The following is an 18,430-nucleotide window of genomic DNA, read 5'->3' as shown; positions in this document are numbered from 1 at the left end:
GATCTCCTCGCGATCACCGGCTGTGTGACCCAGCCGACCCATGATCCGCGCAGGACCCGATGGGCGGACGGAAATTCCGCAGGCAATAATGCTGCGCGTGACCACGGCAGCGCCTTCAATCGGCCAGCGCGTGCACTCGCTGAACCGCCCGAACATGGTCAGCGTCGGCACGATCGTCTGGCTGTCCAGCGAGCTCATGTTCTTCGCTGGCCTCTTCGCCATGTTCTTCACGGTGAAGGCCCAGAACGACACTGGGCATTGGCCCCCAGCGCCCACCCACCTGAACGTTCCCTACGCGGCGGTCTTCACGATCATCCTGGTCGCGTCGTCCTTCACGTGTCAGTGGGGCGTGTTCGCCGCTGAGCGGGGCGACGTGTTCGGTCTGCGTCGTTGGTACATCGTGACGTTGATCATGGGAGCGATCTTCGTCGGAGGCCAGGCGGGTGAGTACCTCACCCTCGTCGAGGAGGGCACGACGATCCCGTCGTCGGCCTACGGCACGGTCTTCTACCTCACGACCGGCTTCCACGGCTTGCACGTCATCGGCGGTCTGATCGCGTTCGTCTACCTGTTGATCCGGACGAAGCTCAGCAAGTTCACGCCGGCGCAGGCCACCTCCGCCATCGTCGTGTCGTACTACTGGCACTTCGTCGACGTCGTGTGGATCGGGCTCTTCGCCATCATCTACATCGTGCCCTGACCTGCTCCCCAGCCACGAGCTCCCGAACTGACAGCAAGGGTTGCCGCACACCATGACCACCACTACGAAACGCCCGCGCGGCGCCCGCACGAAGCTGCGCCGCCGGGTCGCCGGTCTGCTCGCGCTGGGCTTCGCCCTGCTCAGCGCAGGCATGCTGTTCGCCGCGTTCGCGCCCCAGGCGCAGACCGCCCAGGCGCAGCAGGAGGACGCTCTGGTCCGCCAGGGCGAGCAGATCTACCTGAACACCTGCGCGGGCTGCCACGGCAAGTCCCTCGAAGGTGTCAAGGACCGCGGGCCGAGCCTGATCGGCGTCGGTGACGCCGCGGTGTACTTCCAGACTTCCTCCGGCCGCATGCCCATGGCGCGGCAGGAGGCGCAGGCCATCCGCAAGCCCGCGAAGCTCTCCCCCGAGGAGATCAACGCACTGATGGCCTACATCACCGCCAACGGTGGCGAGGGCCCGAAGAAGCCCTCCGAGTCCGGCGAGGCCCTGCGCGGCGACAACCCCGCCCGCGGTGGCGAGCTCTTCCGCCTCAACTGCGCCAGCTGCCACAACTTCACGGGTCGCGGCGGCGCGCTGTCGTCCGGCAAGTTCGCGCCGGAACTCGACGGCGTGACCGAGGAGCAGATCTACACGGCGATGCTGACCGGCCCGCAGAACATGCCGAAGTTCGGCGAGCGCCAGCTGACGCCGGAAGAGAAGAAAGACATCATCGCGTACGTCAAGTCGGTCACCGACGGAAACAACAACTCCGGCGGTAACCCCCTGGGCGGGTTCGGACCCGTGTCCGAGGGATTGATCGCGTTCATCGTGGGCATCGCCGCGCTCATCGGCGTGACCCTCTGGATCGGAGCCAAGGCATGAGCGGCGACAAGCCGATCGAGCTGCCCAGCGAGGCAGAACTCGCGGAGATGAGCCGGGACGACCTCGTCAGGCTCGGCACGAAGATGGACGGCGTCGAGCTCGTCCACTACGAGGAGAGGTTCCCGGTCCCCGGGACGCGTGCCGAGCGTCGCGCCGAGCGCGTCGTCGCGCTCTGGTTCGTGATCTCCGCGCTGTCCGGGCTGGCCTTCCTCGGCGTGTTCCTGTTCTGGCCGTGGCAGTACGAGGCCCCGCACACCGACGGCCACCTGCTGCACATGCTCTACAACCCGCTGATCGGCCTGTTCCTGGGCCTGTCGGTGGTGGCGCTCGGCGTCGCCGCGCTGCTCTACACCAAGAAGTTCATCCCCGAAGAGCTCGCGGTGCAGCAGCGCCACGACGGCCCGTCGGCCGAGGTCGACCGCGCCACCCTGGTCGCGGAACTCGCCGACGCGGGCGCGCGCAGCGGCATCGGGCGCCGCAGCCTGATCAAGCGCACCGCGGGCCTCGGCGCCGGCGTGCTGGGTCTGGGCGTCGCGGCCGTCCCGCTGGGCGCGCTCATCAAGAACCCGCACGCGGACAGCGAGACCAAGAACTCGCTGTGGCACACCGGCTGGAAGGCCGAAAAGGGCGAGAAGGTCTACCTGCGCCGCCACACCGGCAACTTCCACGAGGTCTCCCTGGTGCGTCCCGAGGACGTCGAGCCGGGCGGCTTCGAGACGGTGTTCCCGTTCCGGGAGTCCGAGCGCGAGGACGAGCACGCCCTGGTCGCGGCCCTCAAGCGGGCCGACGCGCCGGTCATGCTCATCCGCATGCGCCCGAACCAGGCGGTCACCAAGCGCGCAGGTCAGGAAGACTTCAACTACGGCGACCTCTACGCGTACTCCAAGATCTGCACGCACCTTGGATGCCCGACGTCGCTGTTCGAACAGCAGACCGGTCTGCTGCTCTGCCCGTGCCACCAGTCGCAGTTCGACGTGTTCGAGTACGCCAAGCCGCGGTTCGGTCCGGCAACCCGTCCTCTTCCCCAGCTTCCGATCACGGTGGACGAAGACGGATACTTGGTTGCCCGCAGCGACTTCATCGAGGCTGTGGGTCCGGCGTTCTGGGAGCGGAAGTCATGAGTGCCATCACCACGCCGACGAAGCCGGCCAACGCGGCCGCGCGCGTCGCAGGGGCGGCGGCCAACGCTGCCGACGAGCGGTACCACGCGGCCTCTGGCCTGCGCAAACAAATCAACAAGGTCTTCCCGACGCACTGGTCGTTCCTGCTCGGTGAGATCGCGCTGTACAGCTTCATCGTGCTGCTGCTGTCGGGTACGTACCTCGCTCTGTTCTTCGACCCGTCGATGACCGAGGTCACCTACAACGGCTCGTTCGAGAACCTGCGCGGCATCGAGATGTCGCGGGCGTTCGCGTCCACGCTCGACATCTCGTTCGAGACGCGCGGTGGCCTGTTCGTCCGCCAGGTGCACCACTGGGCGGCGCTGCTGTTCATGGCGGCGATCGTCGTGCACATGTTCCGGATCTTCTTCACCGGCGCGTTCCGCAGGCCGCGTGAGATCAACTGGGTCATCGGCATCGTGCTGTTCATGCTCGGCGCGATCGAGGGCTTCCTCGGCTACTCGCTGCCGGACGACCTGCTCTCCGGCACCGGCCTCCGCGTCATGGCGGCCCTGCTGATCTCGTTCCCGGTGGTCGGCACGTGGATCAACTGGCTGATGTTCGGCGGGGAGTTCCCCGGCACGGACATCATCCCGATGCTCTACACCGCGCACATCCTGATCATCCCGGCGATCATCCTGGGTCTGATCGCGGCGCACCTGGCGCTGGTCTGGTACCAGAAGCACACGCAGTTCCCGGGCGTGGGCCGCAAGGAGACCAACGTCGTCGGCGTCCGCATCATGCCGGTGTTCGCCGCGAAGGGCGGTGGCTTCTTCGCCATCGTCGTCGGTGTCATCGCGATCATGGGTGGCGTCTTCCAGATCAACCCGATCTGGAACTTCGGCCCGTACAACCCCGCGCAGATCTCCGCCGGCTCGCAGCCCGACTGGTACATGGGCTGGACCGACGGCCTGGTCCGCATCTGGCCCGCGTGGGAGTTCTACCTGGGCAACTACACGATCCCCGGTGCGTTCCTGCCGTTCATCCTCGGTCTGCCGCTGCTGACCGGTATCGCGGCGGTCTACCCGTGGATCGAAAAGAAGATGACCAAGGACTACGCGCACCACAACCTGCTGCAGCGCCCGCGTGACGTTCCGGTCCGCACCGCGCTCGGCTGGATGGCGATCACGTACTTCATGGTCCTGCTGCTCATGGGCGGCAACGACATCTTCGCGTACCAGTTCGACATCTCGTTGAACCTGACGACGTGGATGGGCCGCATCGGCATGCTGGTCCTGCCTCCGATCGCGTACTTCGTCGCGTACCGGATCTGCATCGGCCTGCAGCGCGGCGACCGCGAGGTGCTCGAGCACGGTGTCGAGACCGGCATCATCAAGCGCCTGCCGCACGGCGAGTTCATCGAGATCCACCAGCCGCTCGGCCCGGTGGACGACCACGGCCACCCGATCCCGCTCGCCTACCAGGGCGCGTCGGTGCCGAAGAAGATGAACAAGCTCGGCTCGGCCGGTCACCCGGTCGCCGGCAGTACGTGGTCGCCGGACCCGGTCGAGGAGACCGTGGCCCTGGAGAACGCGCGCGCGAAGAACCACGTGACCGAGGGCACCAGCGCCCAGGACACGGCCGGCGAGCTCGCGGGCAAGCCGTCCGACCCGAAGGCCTGACCTTCTCGGTCGTGAAGCACTGAAAGGCCCCCGTGAATCCTCACGGGGGCCTTTCGCTGTCTTGGTGGTTCGGGCTACTGGGCGTCGTCCAGGCCGATGGAGAACGCGGCCTCGTCGTCGCGCTTCGAGTAGCTGCGGAACGCGATGTGCGTGTCGGTGTTCAGCACACCGGCGACCTTGCTGATCTTGCCGGGCACCAGGGCGGCGAGGTCCTCGTGCTTGCTGACCCGCACCAGCGCGATCAGGTCCACGTCACCGGCACAGGAGTACACCTCGGTGACTCCGTCGATGTCGGCGATCTCCTGCGCGGCCTCGGGAATGCGTTCGGCGGCGGCCTGGATCAGCACGATGGCGGTGACCACGGCGTCCTCCTCGGGTCTGGGCTCCGGTGTCTCAAGCACCCGTAGTCTGCCCTACCGCCTGATCACCGGTGTGAGGACGTCGCCGGTCACGGGATGCGAACCGAGCTCACCTCGCACGTGTCGCTTTGTCGACATCCCAGCTGATATATCGGTTACCGCCACCCATGCTGACCTGCGCATATCAACCCTTATGCAAAAAACGTTTGCGGACGTCCGCAAACGTTTTTTGCATAAGGGTGTGCAACGGGGGCGTTCGGGGTCAGTTCCAGTGGTCGTGGATGGGGCGGGCGCTCGCGGCTTGTTCGGCCCAAGGCACCCATGCCGCGGCGGCGCCGGCGGGGGAAGACCACGGCTCATCGGCGTAGACGAGGCGGGTGCCCGGTTGGTCGAGCCAGCGCAGGACGACCCCGGCTTCTTCCGGCGGCGCGCCGCGCAGTGGACCGGGGGTCGGGATGACCGTTTCGGCGGAGGCGACGAGTGCGTCGACCACCGGCATCGGGCGGGTGCCGCGGCGGGCGACCCCGGCGGAGGCCAGGCGGCCGTAGCGCACGACGGAGAACTCCCAGCCGCCTTCGCGGTCCGGGCGGGCGGCCACGAGTTGGGGCAGGGCGGCGAGGGCGGCCAGTCGCTGGGCGCGGTCCAGGGACCGGACCAGGCCCGCCAGGCGGTCGCGGCGGCGGGCGGCCTCCTCGAAGCGCTCGGCCGACGCCAGGTCGTCGAGCTGGGTGACGAGAGTGCGTAACGGGTCCGCGCTGCGGCCGATGACCAGATCCTGCACGGCCACGACGGCGGGGGAGTACTCGTCGACGGACTGCCTGCCTGCGCATGGAGCCTTGCAGCGGTCGAGTTCGGCCAGTGCGCACGGGGACGCTCGTTGGTTCGCTGCGGGGATCTTGATGGTGCACGAGCGCAGCGGGACGGCGTCGAGCAGCGCGTCCGCGACCGACTCGGCGGCCTTCCGGGTGCGGAACGGGCCCAGAGCGCCGTCCCGGGGGACCTTGACCAGCGAGATCCGCGGGAACGGCTCGTCGGTCAGGGTGAGCCACCAGGCGTGGTGGGGGTTCTTCGAGCGTCGGTTGTACGCGGGGCGGTGTGCGCGCAGGAGCCGTAGCTCGCGCACCTCGGCCTCCAGCGGGTGGGCGCACTCCACGGCGTCGACGCGCACCGCGAGCGCGACCATCTCGCGCAGCCTGCGGCGGCCTTCGCTGGCCGTGAAGTACTGGCGGACCCGGCGGCGCAGGTCTGACGCCGTGCCGACGTAGAGCACCTCCTCCTTCGGACCGCGGAAGAGGTACACGCCCGGCGTGGACGGCAGGTGGGCGGCCAGGGAGCGTTTGCGGCGTTGTTCCGGCGTCACCTCCGGCAGGTACGCCAGCAGCTCCTCCAGGGAGTGCACGCCGACGTTGCCGACTCGTTCCAGCAGCGCGTGCAGCACCTCGACGGTCGTGCGGGCGTCGGCCAGCGCCCGGTGCGTCGGCTTGGTCTCCGTGTGGAACAGGTCCGAGAGCGCGGACAGCCGGCACGACGGCGCCTCGTCGCGGCTCAGGACCCGCCGTGCGAGCTTCACCGTGCACACGACCGGCGGCTTCGGCCAGCGGTAGCCGTGCCGTTCGCAGGCGGCCTTCATGAAGCCGACGTCGAAGCCCGAGTTGTGCGCCACCAACACCGCTCCGGCCGCGAACTCGAGGAACGCGGGCAGCACCGTCTTCATGGTCGGCGCGCCCGTCACCATCAGCTGCGTGATCCCGGTCAGCTGCGCGACCATCGGCGGGATGCCGCGTTCGGGGTCGACGAGGGTCGCGAACTCGCCGAGGATCTGGCCGCCTCGGACCTTCACCGCGCCGATCTCGGTGACGGCGTCCTCCTCGGCGCTGCCGCCCGTCGTCTCCAGGTCGAAGACGACGAACGTCGTGTCGCGCAGGGGCGTCCCGAGCTCGTCGAAGGACAGTTGTCCGGTCACGTGGCCGACGTTAGCGGCGGGGTCTGACAATTTTCGGCGGTGATCCTTCGCGATGCCGTGACCTGCGGTTGCTCCATTGGAGTGATCTTCGGGTGATCTTTTCCAGATCGTTGTTCCGAAGGGCGGACACGTCCGTGCGCTGCTCAAGCGCGAGGGCTCTAGCCTGATGGGGTGCCCGACCCGATGCCCGCGCCCGACTTCGACCAGCCCGCCGACGAGGCGGGTGAGTCCGCAGAGGAATCCTCAGAGGAATCCACTGTGGACTGGTCGGCCCTGCCGGAGCCGTTGCGGGTGAGGCTCGCGGAACTCGGTGCCGACGCGTTGGGCGAGATGGCGAAGGTCGACGTGCCCCAGCACCTGCGCCCCGTGGCGAAGTTCGCCCCGACCAAACGCGCTCGTCTGGGCGGCACGCAGGTCGTCGCCGGCCTGCGCGACTCGGCGAACTTCCGCACCGCCGTGATCGAGTGGCTGCGCAAGAACAGGCCGTCGACGCTGGAGGTGACCTCGCCGGATCCGGTGACGGCGGCCGCGGCGGCAGTGCTGACCGGGGACGACGTGGCGCTGCACTACGTGGAGCTGGTCTCGCGACGGGTGGGCGACGCGACGCTGCGAGCCGAACGGGACACGGCCGTCATGCGCGCGGAACGGATGGAAAACGAGCTGGAACGGCTGCGGGCCGAGCGCACCCAGCTCGACGGCGCCACCGAACGCGTTCGCGCGGACGCCGAGGTCGAGCTGGAACGCCTGCGCAAGCGGTTGCGCGAGCAGGGCGTGAAGCTGCGTGAGGCCAAGGACGCGGCAGCGGCGGCGGCCGCCGAGGTCGACAAGATCCAGGTGCGCACCGCGGACGAGGTCAAGCGCCTGTCCGCCGAGCGCGACCGGGAACGGGAACGCGCCGAGACCGAGCGCGGCAAGGCGCAACGGGCGATCGCCGACGCCGAGGTGGCGCGGCAGTCCGCGCGGGAGGCCCGGCAGGCCGACGAGGTGCGGCTCGCGTTGCTCGTGGACACCCTCGACGGCGCCGTCACGGGCCTGCGTCGTGAGCTGGCCCTGGGCGAAGGCACCGGGCCGCGTCCCGCCGACCTCGTGCGAGGCGCCAGCACGTCCCAGGGGGCCGTGGGACGGGTGGAGGACCCGGCGGCCCTGGACCGGCTGCTGGCGTTGCCCGCGGTGCACTTGGTGGTGGACGGCTACAACGTCACGAAGACCGGTTATCCGGAGCTGTCGCTGTCGGATCAACGCGATCGGCTCGTGCACCAGCTGGCGGTGCTCGCCGCGCGCACGGGTGCCGAGGTGACGTTGGTGTTCGACGGCGCCGGCGTGGTGGCGGTACCCGCCGCGGCTCCTCGTGGCGTGCGCGTGCTCTTCAGTGATCCCGGTGTTCTGGCGGACGACGTCATTCGTGCGCTGGTCACCGCGGAGCCTGAGGGACGGCCCGTGGTGGTCGTGACGTCGGATCGCGCGGTCGCGGATTCGGTGCGTCGCCGCGGTGCGCACCCGGTGCCGTCCGCGGTGTTGCTGGCCCGTCTCGGGCGCGTTTGATCACCCGGTAGCCTGACGCCGTCGATCTTGACGGGCTTGTTCTGGCGAGGGGGATCGGCGACCTCATGTCGCGCAACTTCACCCGTGGTCTTGTGGTTCTCCTGCTGTTGCTGTCGGCGACTCCGGCCGTGTCTTTAGCCGCGCAGCCGGCTGATCCCGCGCGCGCGTACGCGGATCTGACGGCGCAGGCGACGAAGCTCAACGAGGAAGTCCTGCGCGCGCAGGAGGATCTCGTCCAGCGCAAGGCCGAACTCGACCGCGCGACCGCGACGGTGTCGGCGGCGCAGCAGGTCGAACGGCAGGCCAAGCGCGACGAGGACGACTTCCAGGTGCAGGTCGACCTCATCGCCCAGGCGTCGTTCGAGGGTGCGCGTTTCAACCAGCTGTCGGCGCTGCTCGTGGCGGACTCGCAGCAGGACTTCCTGAACCGCCTCGAGATGATGCGGGTGCTGGCTGCCGACAACGCGGAGTCGCTCGCGCGGCTGTCCGGCGCGGTGGAGAAGGCCCGGCAGGCGCACCAGGTGGCGGAGAACGCGCGCGCCCGTGCCGCGGAGACCACCGCGGCGGCCGAGAAGCTGAAAAGCGACCTCGACGGGCGCAACCAGGCGTTGCAGGCGCAGATCACCGACGTGCGGGCGGCGCTGACGCGGCTGCCTGCCCCCGTCGTGACCAAGTTGCGTGATCCGGGGGATCGCTCGCAGGTCAGCGTGCCTTCCGGAGCGGCGGGCCTCGCGCTGAACTTCGCGCTGGGACAGCGCGGGGACGAGTACGAGTACGGCAGGACCGGACCGGACCGGTGGGACTGCGCCGGGCTGACGATGAAGGCCTACGCGGCGGCCGGGTTCACGATCCCGCGCACGTCCGGCGGCCAGGCCGGGGTCGGACGCGCCGTGTCGCGTGGCGAGGTCCGTGCGGGCGATCTGATCGTCTACTACTCGAGCCGGTCGCACGTCGCCATGGCCGTCGACAACGCGCGGGCGGTGCACGCCTCGACGGAGGGTCAGCCGGTGAAGATCGCACCGATCGACGCCATCGGGCCCATCGCGGTGATTCGGCGCATCGAGGGCTAGCGTTGCGCCGGTGAAACACCTGCGGACGTTGCTGGCGGTCACCGTCGCCATGACGTTCCTGCTGGGCATGAGCGTTGCACTACGGCCCGTTGAGTTGCAGCCGACCGCAACACCCCATTGCAATGAGGCTGTGCTGACGGCTGCATCAGGCACCGTGACCAGCAGTTCTTGTGATGGTGCGCTTGCGGCGAGGGTGTCGGGGTCGCTGGACTCCTCGGTGCGCGAGGTTGCCGATATATTGGATATCAGCTGGGGTCGGCGGGTCGACGTCGTCGTTCCGGCCACGGACAGCGAGCTGGTGTCGCTCGTCGGACCGGCGTTCGCGGACATGGCCGGAATCGCCATCCGGGACAGCGACGGTTCCGGGCAGCGCGTCGTCATCAACCGGGTGCGGGCATCGGCGTTGTCGGACCTGGAGTTGCGCGTGCTGCTGAGGCACGAGATCACGCACGTCGCGACGCGCGACCTGACCTCGGACTCGGCCCCGCTGTGGCTGGTGGAGGGGTTCGCGGACTGGGTGGCGTTCCACGGCACGGGGTTGTCGCTTCGCCAGGCCGCGCCGCTGCTCACGCCGGACGTCTCGGCGTTGCCTGCCGACTTCGGCGGCTCCGGGCGTGATCTGGCCTATCAGCAGGCGTACTCGATCATGGTTTACCTGGAGTCGCGGCTGGGGGAGCGCGGTGTCGTGGACTTCTTCCTGCGGCACGCGTCGTTGTCTTCTGTGGCCCCGAGCGTCGTCGACGTGGCGGGTTGGCGTGAGTTCCTGAGAACGAGCATCGGATAGCGTTGAGTTCGTGCGCCGTACCTTGCTGGTGACCAACGACTTCCCGCCCCGCCCCGGTGGCATCCAGTCCTACCTGCACGCTTTGGCGACACGGCTGCCCGCGGACTCGCTCGTCGTGTACGCGCCGAAGTGGAAGGGCGCGGAGGAGTTCGACGCCGAGCAGCCGTTCCCGGTGGTGCGGCACCCGACGTCGTTGATGCTGCCGACGCCGGACGTCCTCGCCCGTGCCCGCGACATCGCCCGCGCCGAGTCGTGTGAGGCCGCGTGGTTCGGGGCGGCGGCACCGCTGGCGTTGCTGGCGCCGTCGCTCGGGCTCAGTCGCGCGGTGGCGTGCACGCACGGGCACGAGGTCGGCTGGTCGATGTTGCCGGTGGCGCGGCAGGCGTTGCGGGCCATCGGGTCCGGAGTGGACGTCGTGACCTACGTCAGCCGCTACACCCGCTCGCGGTTCGCGGCGGCGTTCGGTCCGATGGCGGCGCTCGAACACCTTCCCTCCGGTGTGGACACCGAGCTGTACCGCCCGGATCCCGCCGCGCGCGCCGAGATCCGCCGCCGGTACGGGCTGGGCGACCGGCCGGTGATCGTCTGCGTGTCACGCCTGGTTCCGCGCAAGGGGCAGGACGTCCTGATCCGCGCGCTGCCGTTGATCCAGCGGACGGTGCCGGACGCCGCACTGCTGATCGTCGGCGGCGGGCCGTACCGGGCGACGCTCGAGAAGCTGGCCGCCGGTTCGCGGGACATCGTGCTGACCGGCTCGGTGCCGTGGGAGGAACTGCCCGCGCACTACAACGCCGGCGACGTCTTCGCGATGCCGTGCCGCACGCGTGGGCGCGGTCTCGACGTCGAAGGCCTCGGCATCGTCTACCTGGAAGCCTCGGCGACCGGGCTGCCCGTGGTGGCCGGACGGTCCGGCGGCGCTCCGGAGACCGTGCGCGACGGCATCACCGGCAACGTCGTCGACGGCCGCGACGTCGAGAACGTCGCCGAGCGGGTCGCCTCGTTGCTCGCCGATCCCGAGACGGCGTCCAAGATGGGCCGCACGGGCAGGGAATGGGTCAGCGACCACTGGCGCTGGGACCAGCTCGCACACCGCCTCGAGAACCTCATCGGCTGACCGATATCCGATATATCGCACCTGGATCCGCCTGATCGGCTTGACCTTCCAGCAGGTGGAAGGTGCAGGTTGATGGCATGGACGACGAGACGGACCGCTACACGATCGGAGAGCTGGCTCGCCGCACCGGGCTGCCGGCGCGCACGATCCGGTTCTGGTCCGACAGCGGAGTGGTGCCGCCCCTGGAACGGAACTCGGGTGGCTACCGCATCTACGGCGCCGACGCGGTCGGCCGCCTGCACCTGGTCCGGACGCTGCGTGAACTCGGCCTCGGGCTGGACGAGGTGCGGAAGGTGGTCGACCGGCGGTCCACGCTGGCCGAGATCGCCGCGGTCCACGTCGAAGCGCTCGACACCCGGATCCGCATGTTGCGGCTGAACCGCGCCGTCCTCCACAACGCCGTCTGCCGTGAGAACAAGTCCGAAGGACTGTCCCTGATGTACGAACTCGCCCGGTTGCCGGCACACGAACGGCAACACCTCATCGACGGCTTCGTCGACAAGGTCTTCGCCGGCGTCACCGATGAGGACGCTCTCGTCATCGCGGGTTTCATGCGGGAGATGCCGCCACAGCTGCCGGACGACCCGACCTCCGCGCAGGTGGACGCCTGGATAGAGCTCGCGGAACTCGTTTCCGACGACGACTTCCAACGCGCCGTGCAACTGCTGGTGCGCCGCGGCGAGTCCGGTAACCGCATCGAGTTCGGCCTCAACGTCCGGCCACTGGTTCTCGAGCACGCGGGTCCGGCCGCCGAGAAGAAGATCGCACCGGAGTCCGACGCCGGCCGCACGATCCTCGACCGCGTCGTGCCCGCCGATCTCGACGAGAGCGAGTCACGGGCGCTGCTCGACTGGCTGGACGCGGTGGCCGAACCCCGCGTCGAACGCTACTGGGAGCTGCTGAGCCTGATCAACGACCGCACACCGGCCCCGCCCAGCGTGCCTGCGTTCACCTGGCTTGCCGCCGCGCTGCGCGCACACCGGGAGCCGCCGGGGTCAGGCGAGTTCGCGGGCCCGGTTCTCCAGGGCGCGCAATCCCAGCTCGGCACCGCGCCGCGCGGCCTGTTCGGCGGCGGACCGGGAGTCGGCGTCGCGGTCGAGGTCCCGCAGCACCACGGCGAGGTCGATCAGCGCGCGGACCTCGCCTGACGCGTAACCGATGCGCCGGGCCGTCGCGAGGGCCTGTTCGAACAGGCCGGCGGCGGTGTCGAGGTCGGACAGGGCGCGGCGGATCTCGCCGAGCGTGATCCGGGTCGTGGTCGCGACCTGCTGGTCGCCGCCGTCCGCGACCAGGGACAGGGCGCGCGAGGCCAGGGACAGGGCCGCTTCGGCGTTACCGGAGGCGAGTTCCAGGGCGGCGAGGTTCTCCAGGGTCTCGGCCTCGCCCGCGGGGACGTTGCCGATCTCCAGGGCGCGGTCGAGGTGGGCGCGGGCCTCGTCCAGGCGGCCCTGCAGGCGCAGTGCCATGCCGAGGTAGGTGTGGCTGTCGGCGTTCGGCGCCAGGGCCAGTGCCTGCGAGAAGTGCTCGACGGCGCCGTCGATCTCGCCGAGTTCCACGGCGAGCTGGCCGAGGTTGTACAGACCGGTGCTGACGCTGTCCGCCGGTGCCGAGCGCAGCATCTCCAGACAGCGGAGCAGGGCGTCCTTCGCGGCGGCCAGGTCTCCGGAGCGGCGGTGCACGAGGCTGAGGTTGTTCAGCACGCTCGCCTCGGCGTCCTTGTCGCCCAGCGCCCGGTACAGCTCGATGGCGTGGTCGTGGTGCTCGACGGAGCGCGCGAACTCGCCGAGCCGCAGGTAGAGAGTGCCGAGGTTCGCGTGCATCGCGGCCTCGGCCGGGTGGTGCGCGGACTTCTGGGCGGCCTGCAGGCCGTGGTGTGCCGTCGCGAGCCATTCGCCGACGTGCTGGCCGATCCACAGGTAGCCGCGCAGCGCGTCGGCCAGCTGCCAGGCCATCTCCGCGGGGCCGTGGTCGGCCGCGTGCCGGATGGCCGCGATCAGGTTCGGGCGTTCCGCGTCGAGCCACGCCAGCGCCTCGGCGGAGGTCGAGATCCGCGGCGCCGGTCCGGAGGCCGACGACGGCAGCCGCACGATTCCGGGATAGAGCAGCTCGGCGCAGCGTTCGACGCCGCGCAGGTAGTGGTCGAGCAGCGCCGTCCACGACGCCTGCTGCTCGGACGGGCTGTCCGACTCCTCGCGCAACGCGGCGGCGTAGCGGACCAGCTCGTCGTGGAACCGGTAGCGACCGGGCACCGCCCGCACGACCAGACGTGCGATCGCCAGCACCGTCAGCAGACCCTCGGCGTCCACGTCGGCCAGCGCGGACGCCGCCTCCGCCGTGAAGTCCGGTCCCGGCACCAGCGACAGCAGCCGGAACAACCGCTGCGGCGCGGGAGGCAACGCGGCGTAGGCGAGCTCGATCGGCGAACCGGAGATCGTCACGTCGTCACGCCCGGCCAGGTACGCCGCCGCCACCCGCAACGCCAGCGGCAGGTGCCCACACCGCGACGCCAGCTCCGCGTGGTCACCGGGCCCGAGCAGCTTGTCCAGCAGCGACGCGGACTCCGCCACCGAGAACACGTCCACCGGCACGGTCCGCGCGCCGTTCATCGCGATCAGGCCGCGCAGGTCGTCCCGCGACGTCACGATCACCCGGCACGACGCCGTCCCCGGCAGCAGCGGCCGCACCTGGTCGGGCGCGGAGGCGTTGTCCAGCAGCAGCAACATCCGGCGGCCCGACAGCAACGACCGCAGCATCGTGCTCTGCTCGTCGGCGTCCGGCGGGATCTCGTCCGGCGGCACGCCCAGCGCCCGCAGGAACCGCGACAGCACGTCCATCCCGTCCGCGGGCGCGCCCAGCGCGTACCCGCGCAGATCGACGTAGAGCTGCCCGTCCGGGAACCGGTCCCGCAGCAGGTGCGCCACCCGCACGGCCAGCGTCGTCTTGCCCACCCCCGGCTGCCCCGCGAGCGTCACGATCGGCACCGACCCGCCGGCGATCAGCCCGGAGATCCGCTCCACGTGCCAGGACCGCCCGGTGAAGTCCGCGATGTCGTCCGGCAACCGCATGGGCGACGCCGGCACGCGTTCCGGCTCCCGCGCCACCACCGGCGCCGCCAGCTCCCGGGCCCCCATCAGGATCGCCTGGTGCAACGCTCGCAGCTCGGCGGACGGATCGATGCCCAGCTGCTCGTCCAGAGTCCGGTCGAGCTGCCGGAACGCCTCCAGCGCCTCCGCCTGCCTGCTGCAGCGGTACAGCGCGAGCATCAGCTGCGCCCAGAACCGTTCCCGCAACGGGTGGTCCCGCGTCAGCGCGAACAGCTCCGGCACCAGGTCCGCGTGGTTGCCCAGTGCGAGCTCCATGTCGATCCGCTGCTCGTGCACCGTCATCAGCAGCTCGGTCAACCGCGGCGCGTGCTCCGAGTACAACGTCTCCGAAGGCACGTCCGACAGCACCGGCCCGCGCCACAGCTCCAACGCCTCGGCAAACGCTTTCCGCGCTGTGACCAGGTCCTCCGACGACGCCGCCGCACGTCCGCGAGCCGCCGCGTCCGCGAACAGATGCGCGTCCACGGCCAGTGGGTCCACCAGCATCCGATAGCCGTCGGCGGCCGTCTGGATCAACGACGGATCACCCAACGCCGCCCTCAGGCGCATCACGTACGTCTGCAACGTCCCACGCGTGCGCGCAGGCGGTGTGTCCCCCCACACGTGCTCGACGAGTTCCGTCACGGGAACCACGCGGTTCGGCCGCAGCAGCAACGCCGCCAGCAACGCCCTGTGCTTGCCCGCGCGCAACACGACAGCGGAGCCGGCCAGGCGCACCTCCATCGGGCCGAGCAGCCGGAACTGCGGACCCGAAGCCATCGCCTACCCCTCGTGCGTGCCAGATGATCCCCGTCTGACTCACAGCCTATTAGCGCACTGTCGCCAAGTGACATCGGCGCGTCAGCGATACGTCAGCGCCATACGGCAATCTTCTTCATGTCCCGGTCGGGGGGCCGGGGCATCACACTTCTCGGGTTCCGCGGAAAGTTCGCGGATCACGATCGCTGGGGGTCGAAAGGCCCAGGAGCACTCTCTGGCTCCTGGGCCTTTCGCGCATTTGACCTGCGGTTACTTCGCGTAGATGGCGTCGATGTCGGACGCGTAGGTCGTCGCCACGACAGAGCGCTTCAGCTTCAGCGACGGCGTCATCTCGCCGCCTGCCTCGGTGAAGTCCACCGGCAGCACCCGGAACTTGCGGATCGCCTCGGCCTTGGACACCGACTTGTTCGCGTCGTCCACCACGGCCTGGATCTCGGCCAGCAGGTCCGCGTCCTCGATCAGGTCGGGAACCTCGGCCGAGCTCGGCTTGCCGTGCGACTCCTTCCACGACGGGAAGAACTCGGGGTCGATGGTGATCAGCGCGCCGATGAACGGCTGCTTGTCGCCGACGACCATGCACTGCGAGATCAGCGGGTGCGCCCGGATCCGGTCCTCGAGCTGCGCGGGGGAGACGTTCTTGCCACCGGCGGTGACGATGATCTCCTTCTTGCGGCCCGTGATCTTCAGGAACCCGTCGGCGTCGAGTTCACCGATGTCACCGGTGTGGAACCAGCCGTCCTCCAAGGCCTCCTTGGTGGCGGCCTCGTTGTTCCAGTAGCCGGTGAACACGATGTCGCCCTTGATGAGGATCTCGCCGTCCTCGGCGATCTTCACCGACGTGCCGGGCACCGGCAGGCCGACCGTGCCGACCTTCTCCTGGCCGCGGAACGTCACGCACGCCGCCGCCGACGTCTCGGTCAGGCCGTAGCCCTCGTAGACCGGGATGCCCGCGCCGCGGAAGAAGTGCGACAGCCGGTCACCCAGCGGCGCGCCACCGGAGACCGCGGCGATCGCGCGACCACCGAGGGCGGCACGCAGCTTCGTGAACACCAGCTTGTCGAACACGGCGTGCTTGACCCGCAGGCCGAGGCCGGGACCGCCGTTGTCCAGGGCGCTCGAGTACGCGACCGACGTCGCCTCCGCGGCGTCGAAGATCTTGCCCTTGCCGCCGGCGTGCGCCTTCTGCTTCGCGCCGTTGTAGACCTTCTCGAACACGCGCGGCACCGCGACGACGAACGTCGGCCGGAACTGGCCGAGGTCCCCGACGAGGTTCTTGACGTCCGCCGTGTGGCCGACGGTCACCCGCGAGTACACGCAGGCCACCGCCAGAGCGCGCGCCAGGATGTGCGCGAGCGGCAGGAACAGCAGCAGCGAGTTGCCTGCCGCGAGGATCTCCGGGAACCGCGACAGCGTCGACCGCACCTCGGACAGCAGGTTGCGGTGCGTCAGCGTGCAGCCCTTGGGACGGCCGGTGGTGCCCGACGTGTAGACCAGCGTCGCCGTCTGGTCCGCCTGCACCTGCCCGCGACGCTCGTGCACCTGCTCGTCGGTGATCTCGGCACCGAGCGCGGTCAGCTCGTCGACCGCGGCCGCCGCACCGTCGATCTGCCACACGTGGCGCAGCTCGGGCAGCGTGCCGACGACGTCGTCGACCATCGCGCGGTGCGAAGGCGCTTCGACGAACACCGCCTTCGCGCCGGAGTCGGACAGGATCCACTCGATCTGGTCCGCCGACGACGTCTCGTAGATGGGTACCACGACGCCGCCCGCCGCCCAGATGGCGAAGTCGAGCAACGACCACTCATAGCGGGTCTTGGAGACCAAACCGACCCGGTCGCCCAGTTCGAGACCGGCCGCGACCATGCCCTTGGCGACTGCCATCACCTGCGCGGCGAAGTCACGCGCGGTGATGTCGATCCAGGTGCCGTCGACCTGCCTGCGGAAGCTGACGGCGTTGCCGAAGCGCTCCGCGTTGGCCCACACCATGTCGGTGAGGTTCTCCTCCGGAGCCACAGCGGCGGTGGCGGGGACGCTGAACTCGCGCACGTCAACCTCCGTACGGTGAAATGTTACTGGTGGGGAAACTTAGCGTGTGATTCCGGCGATACAAAGGCTGGTACGCCCTTCCGTTACCTTTTGTCCTCATGGCCAGCGTGGACGTCGTCGACGAGACTTTCCTCGCGGTACCACCCAGCGTGGTCGCCGCCGCCTTTGCCTCGCCCTCGTCGTGGCGGGCTTTCTGGCCTGATCTAGAACTGGACGTCTACGCCGACAGGGGCGAAGAGGGGCTGCGCTGGACCGTGGGCGGCGCACTCGTCGGCACGATGGAGGTCTGGCTCGAACCTATGCTCGACGGCACCGTGTTGCACTACTTCCTCCGCGCTGATTCTCCCGCCGGTTCGCTCACACCCCGCAACGCCCGCCGTGAGGTGCAACGCCGTCAGCTCGACGCGAAATCCGTCGCACTGGGGCTCAAGCTGACTCTGGAGGACGGTCGTCCGGCCGGCTGCCCGCCGGCAGGGTGATCTTGCTTGACGTGCGTCTCACAGAACACCCCCATGCGGCGTCAACTAAGTTGGAACCGTGCGGGTTCACGTGGTCTCGGATGTGCACGGCAACGCTGAGGCGCTGGCGCGTGCCGGCGACGGGGCGGACGCTCTCGTCGTGCTCGGCGACCTGATCGACTTCGTCGACTACTACGACCATTCCAAGGGGATCCTCGGCCGAGTCTTCGGCGCGGAGAAGGTCGGGATCTTCGCCGAACTGAGACGCGGCACCAGGCGCGCGGACACGGCGAGCTACATCCGCTCGCTGTGGGACGGCCTCGCCGACGCCCGTTCCGTCGTCGAAGAAGCGGTGCTGGAGCAGTACCACGCGTTGTTCAGCGCCATGTCCGCGCCGACGTACGCGACACCGGGCAATGTGGACAGTCCGCACCTGTGGCCTCAGTTCGCCCGGGACGGCGTGCACGTGCTCGACGGCGAGGCCGCGGAGATCGGCGGGCTGAGGTTCGGCTTCGCGGGCGGCGGGCTGATGGTGCCCGGACTGGTCCGCAACCCCAACGCGCCGTGGTTCCCGTACCTGCGCACGGAGGAGGACATGGCGGCCGCGCTGGAGCGGATCGGCCAGGTCGACGTGCTGTGCACGCACATCCCGCCGCTCGTGCCGGAACTGACCTACGACGTCGTCGCGCGCCGTCCCGAGTGGGGATCGAGGGCCGCGCTGGACAAGATCGTGCGCGAGCGTCCGCGCTGGTCGGTGTTCGGGCACGTGCACCAGCCGTTGGCCAGGCGCGTGCGCGTCGGCTACACCGAGTGCGTCAACGTCGGGCACTTCCAGCGCAGCGGCAAGCCTCACGTCCTCAACTGGTAAAGACGCGAGTAACCTC

General features: G+C 69.5%; 14 protein-coding genes and 1 pseudogene. 11 read left to right on the top strand and 4 right to left on the bottom strand.

Annotation, left to right across the window (positions count from 1 at the left end):
- The first annotated feature begins 88 nt into the window (after positions 1–88).
- Genes ctaE through qcrB form a run of 4 tightly spaced genes read left to right on the top strand, consistent with a single transcriptional unit; the run spans position 89 to position 4,347 of the window.
- A complete protein-coding gene (gene ctaE, locus OG205_RS22275; protein WP_330270049.1) occupies positions 89–700 on the top strand; it encodes an aa3-type cytochrome oxidase subunit III in 612 nt (203 codons plus the stop codon).
- A gap of 52 nt (positions 701–752) precedes the next feature.
- Entirely contained in the window at positions 753–1,565 is an 813-nt protein-coding gene (gene qcrC / locus OG205_RS22270; RefSeq protein ID WP_319978393.1) for a cytochrome bc1 complex diheme cytochrome c subunit, read from the top strand.
- Positions 1,562–2,686, top strand: coding sequence for a cytochrome bc1 complex Rieske iron-sulfur subunit (qcrA, locus tag OG205_RS22265; protein ID WP_330270048.1), 1,125 nt, complete (start codon positions 1,562–1,564; stop codon positions 2,684–2,686). Before qcrC ends, qcrA begins: the two co-directional genes overlap by 4 nt.
- Positions 2,683–4,347: a cytochrome bc1 complex cytochrome b subunit gene (qcrB, locus tag OG205_RS22260; protein ID WP_330270047.1), complete on the top strand. Its 1,665-nt coding sequence runs from the start codon at positions 2,683–2,685 to the stop codon at positions 4,345–4,347. The genes qcrA and qcrB overlap by 4 nt, the downstream gene beginning before the upstream one ends.
- Positions 4,348–4,421: 74 nt before the next feature.
- Here qcrB and OG205_RS22255 read toward each other — a convergent pair whose 3' ends face one another.
- Together OG205_RS22255 and OG205_RS22250 are read right to left on the bottom strand one after the other, a co-directional pair.
- On the bottom strand, positions 4,422–4,709 hold the full coding sequence (locus tag OG205_RS22255) for an Lrp/AsnC family transcriptional regulator (RefSeq protein WP_030465012.1): 288 nt from the start codon (positions 4,707–4,709) through the stop codon (positions 4,422–4,424).
- 259 nt (positions 4,710–4,968) lie between these two features.
- Positions 4,969–6,669 (bottom strand): DEDD exonuclease domain-containing protein, encoded by a 1,701-nt coding sequence (locus OG205_RS22250; protein ID WP_330270046.1) that lies wholly within the window; start codon positions 6,667–6,669, stop codon positions 4,969–4,971.
- A 183-nt stretch (positions 6,670–6,852) separates the two neighbouring features.
- Between OG205_RS22250 and OG205_RS22245 the strand changes: the two genes are divergently transcribed.
- From OG205_RS22245 to OG205_RS22225, 5 genes and pseudogenes are all read left to right on the top strand, one after another.
- Positions 6,853–8,211 (top strand): NYN domain-containing protein, encoded by a 1,359-nt coding sequence (locus OG205_RS22245; RefSeq protein ID WP_330278204.1) that lies wholly within the window; start codon positions 6,853–6,855, stop codon positions 8,209–8,211.
- 65 nt (positions 8,212–8,276) lie between these two features.
- Entirely contained in the window at positions 8,277–9,281 is a 1,005-nt protein-coding gene (locus OG205_RS22240) for a C40 family peptidase (RefSeq protein WP_330270045.1), read from the top strand.
- Positions 9,282–9,474: 193 nt separating this feature from the next.
- Entirely contained in the window at positions 9,475–10,065 is a 591-nt protein-coding gene (locus OG205_RS22235; RefSeq protein ID WP_330270044.1) for a hypothetical protein, read from the top strand.
- Between the two features lie 10 nt (positions 10,066–10,075).
- Positions 10,076–11,179 carry a glycosyltransferase family 4 protein gene (locus OG205_RS22230; RefSeq protein WP_330270043.1) on the top strand — a complete coding sequence of 368 codons (1,104 nt, stop codon included), beginning with the start codon at positions 10,076–10,078 and terminating at the stop codon, positions 11,177–11,179.
- Positions 11,180–11,256: 77 nt separating this feature from the next.
- Positions 11,257–11,559: pseudogene (locus OG205_RS22225) on the top strand (helix-turn-helix domain-containing protein); the annotation flags it as partial.
- Positions 11,560–12,174: 615 nt separating this feature from the next.
- Here the strand turns inward: OG205_RS22225 and OG205_RS22220 are convergent.
- Both OG205_RS22220 and OG205_RS22215 read right to left on the bottom strand, forming a co-directional pair.
- Positions 12,175–15,042 (bottom strand): AfsR/SARP family transcriptional regulator, encoded by a 2,868-nt coding sequence (locus tag OG205_RS22220; protein ID WP_330270042.1) that lies wholly within the window; start codon positions 15,040–15,042, stop codon positions 12,175–12,177.
- A gap of 249 nt (positions 15,043–15,291) precedes the next feature.
- A complete protein-coding gene (locus OG205_RS22215; RefSeq protein WP_330270041.1) occupies positions 15,292–17,088 on the bottom strand; it encodes an AMP-dependent synthetase/ligase in 1,797 nt (598 codons plus the stop codon).
- A gap of 98 nt (positions 17,089–17,186) precedes the next feature.
- Here OG205_RS22215 and OG205_RS22210 point away from each other — a divergent pair, with 98 nt between their 5' ends.
- Positions 17,187–17,567, top strand: coding sequence for a polyketide cyclase / dehydrase and lipid transport (locus OG205_RS22210; protein WP_319978383.1), 381 nt, complete (start codon positions 17,187–17,189; stop codon positions 17,565–17,567).
- Between the two features lie 58 nt (positions 17,568–17,625).
- Entirely contained in the window at positions 17,626–18,414 is a 789-nt protein-coding gene (locus tag OG205_RS22205; protein ID WP_330270040.1) for a metallophosphoesterase family protein, read from the top strand.
- The last annotated feature ends 16 nt before the right edge of the window (positions 18,415–18,430 follow it).

The sequence above is a fragment of the Lentzea sp. NBC_00516 genome (genome assembly GCF_036346835.1).
GTDB lineage: Bacteria > Actinomycetota > Actinomycetes > Mycobacteriales > Pseudonocardiaceae > Lentzea > Lentzea sokolovensis.
The sequence above is the reverse complement of the archived record's forward strand: the minus strand, read 5'-3'. Positions and strand labels throughout refer to the sequence as shown.

Bases quoted from the DNA above. Each gene is read 5' to 3' on its own strand.
- ctaE (WP_330270049.1), top strand. From the start codon at position 89: ATGCTGCGCGTGACCACGGCAGCGCCTTCAATCGGCCAGCGCGTGCAC.
- qcrC (WP_319978393.1), top strand. From the start codon at position 753: ATGACCACCACTACGAAACGCCCGCGCGGCGCCCGCACGAAGCTGCGC.
- qcrA (WP_330270048.1), top strand. From the start codon at position 1,562: ATGAGCGGCGACAAGCCGATCGAGCTGCCCAGCGAGGCAGAACTCGCG.
- qcrB (WP_330270047.1), top strand. From the start codon at position 2,683: ATGAGTGCCATCACCACGCCGACGAAGCCGGCCAACGCGGCCGCGCGC.
- OG205_RS22245 (WP_330278204.1), top strand. From the start codon at position 6,853: ATGCCCGCGCCCGACTTCGACCAGCCCGCCGACGAGGCGGGTGAGTCC.
- OG205_RS22240 (WP_330270045.1), top strand. From the start codon at position 8,277: ATGTCGCGCAACTTCACCCGTGGTCTTGTGGTTCTCCTGCTGTTGCTG.
- OG205_RS22220 (WP_330270042.1), bottom strand. From the start codon at position 15,042: ATGGCTTCGGGTCCGCAGTTCCGGCTGCTCGGCCCGATGGAGGTGCGC.
- OG205_RS22210 (WP_319978383.1), top strand. From the start codon at position 17,187: ATGGCCAGCGTGGACGTCGTCGACGAGACTTTCCTCGCGGTACCACCC.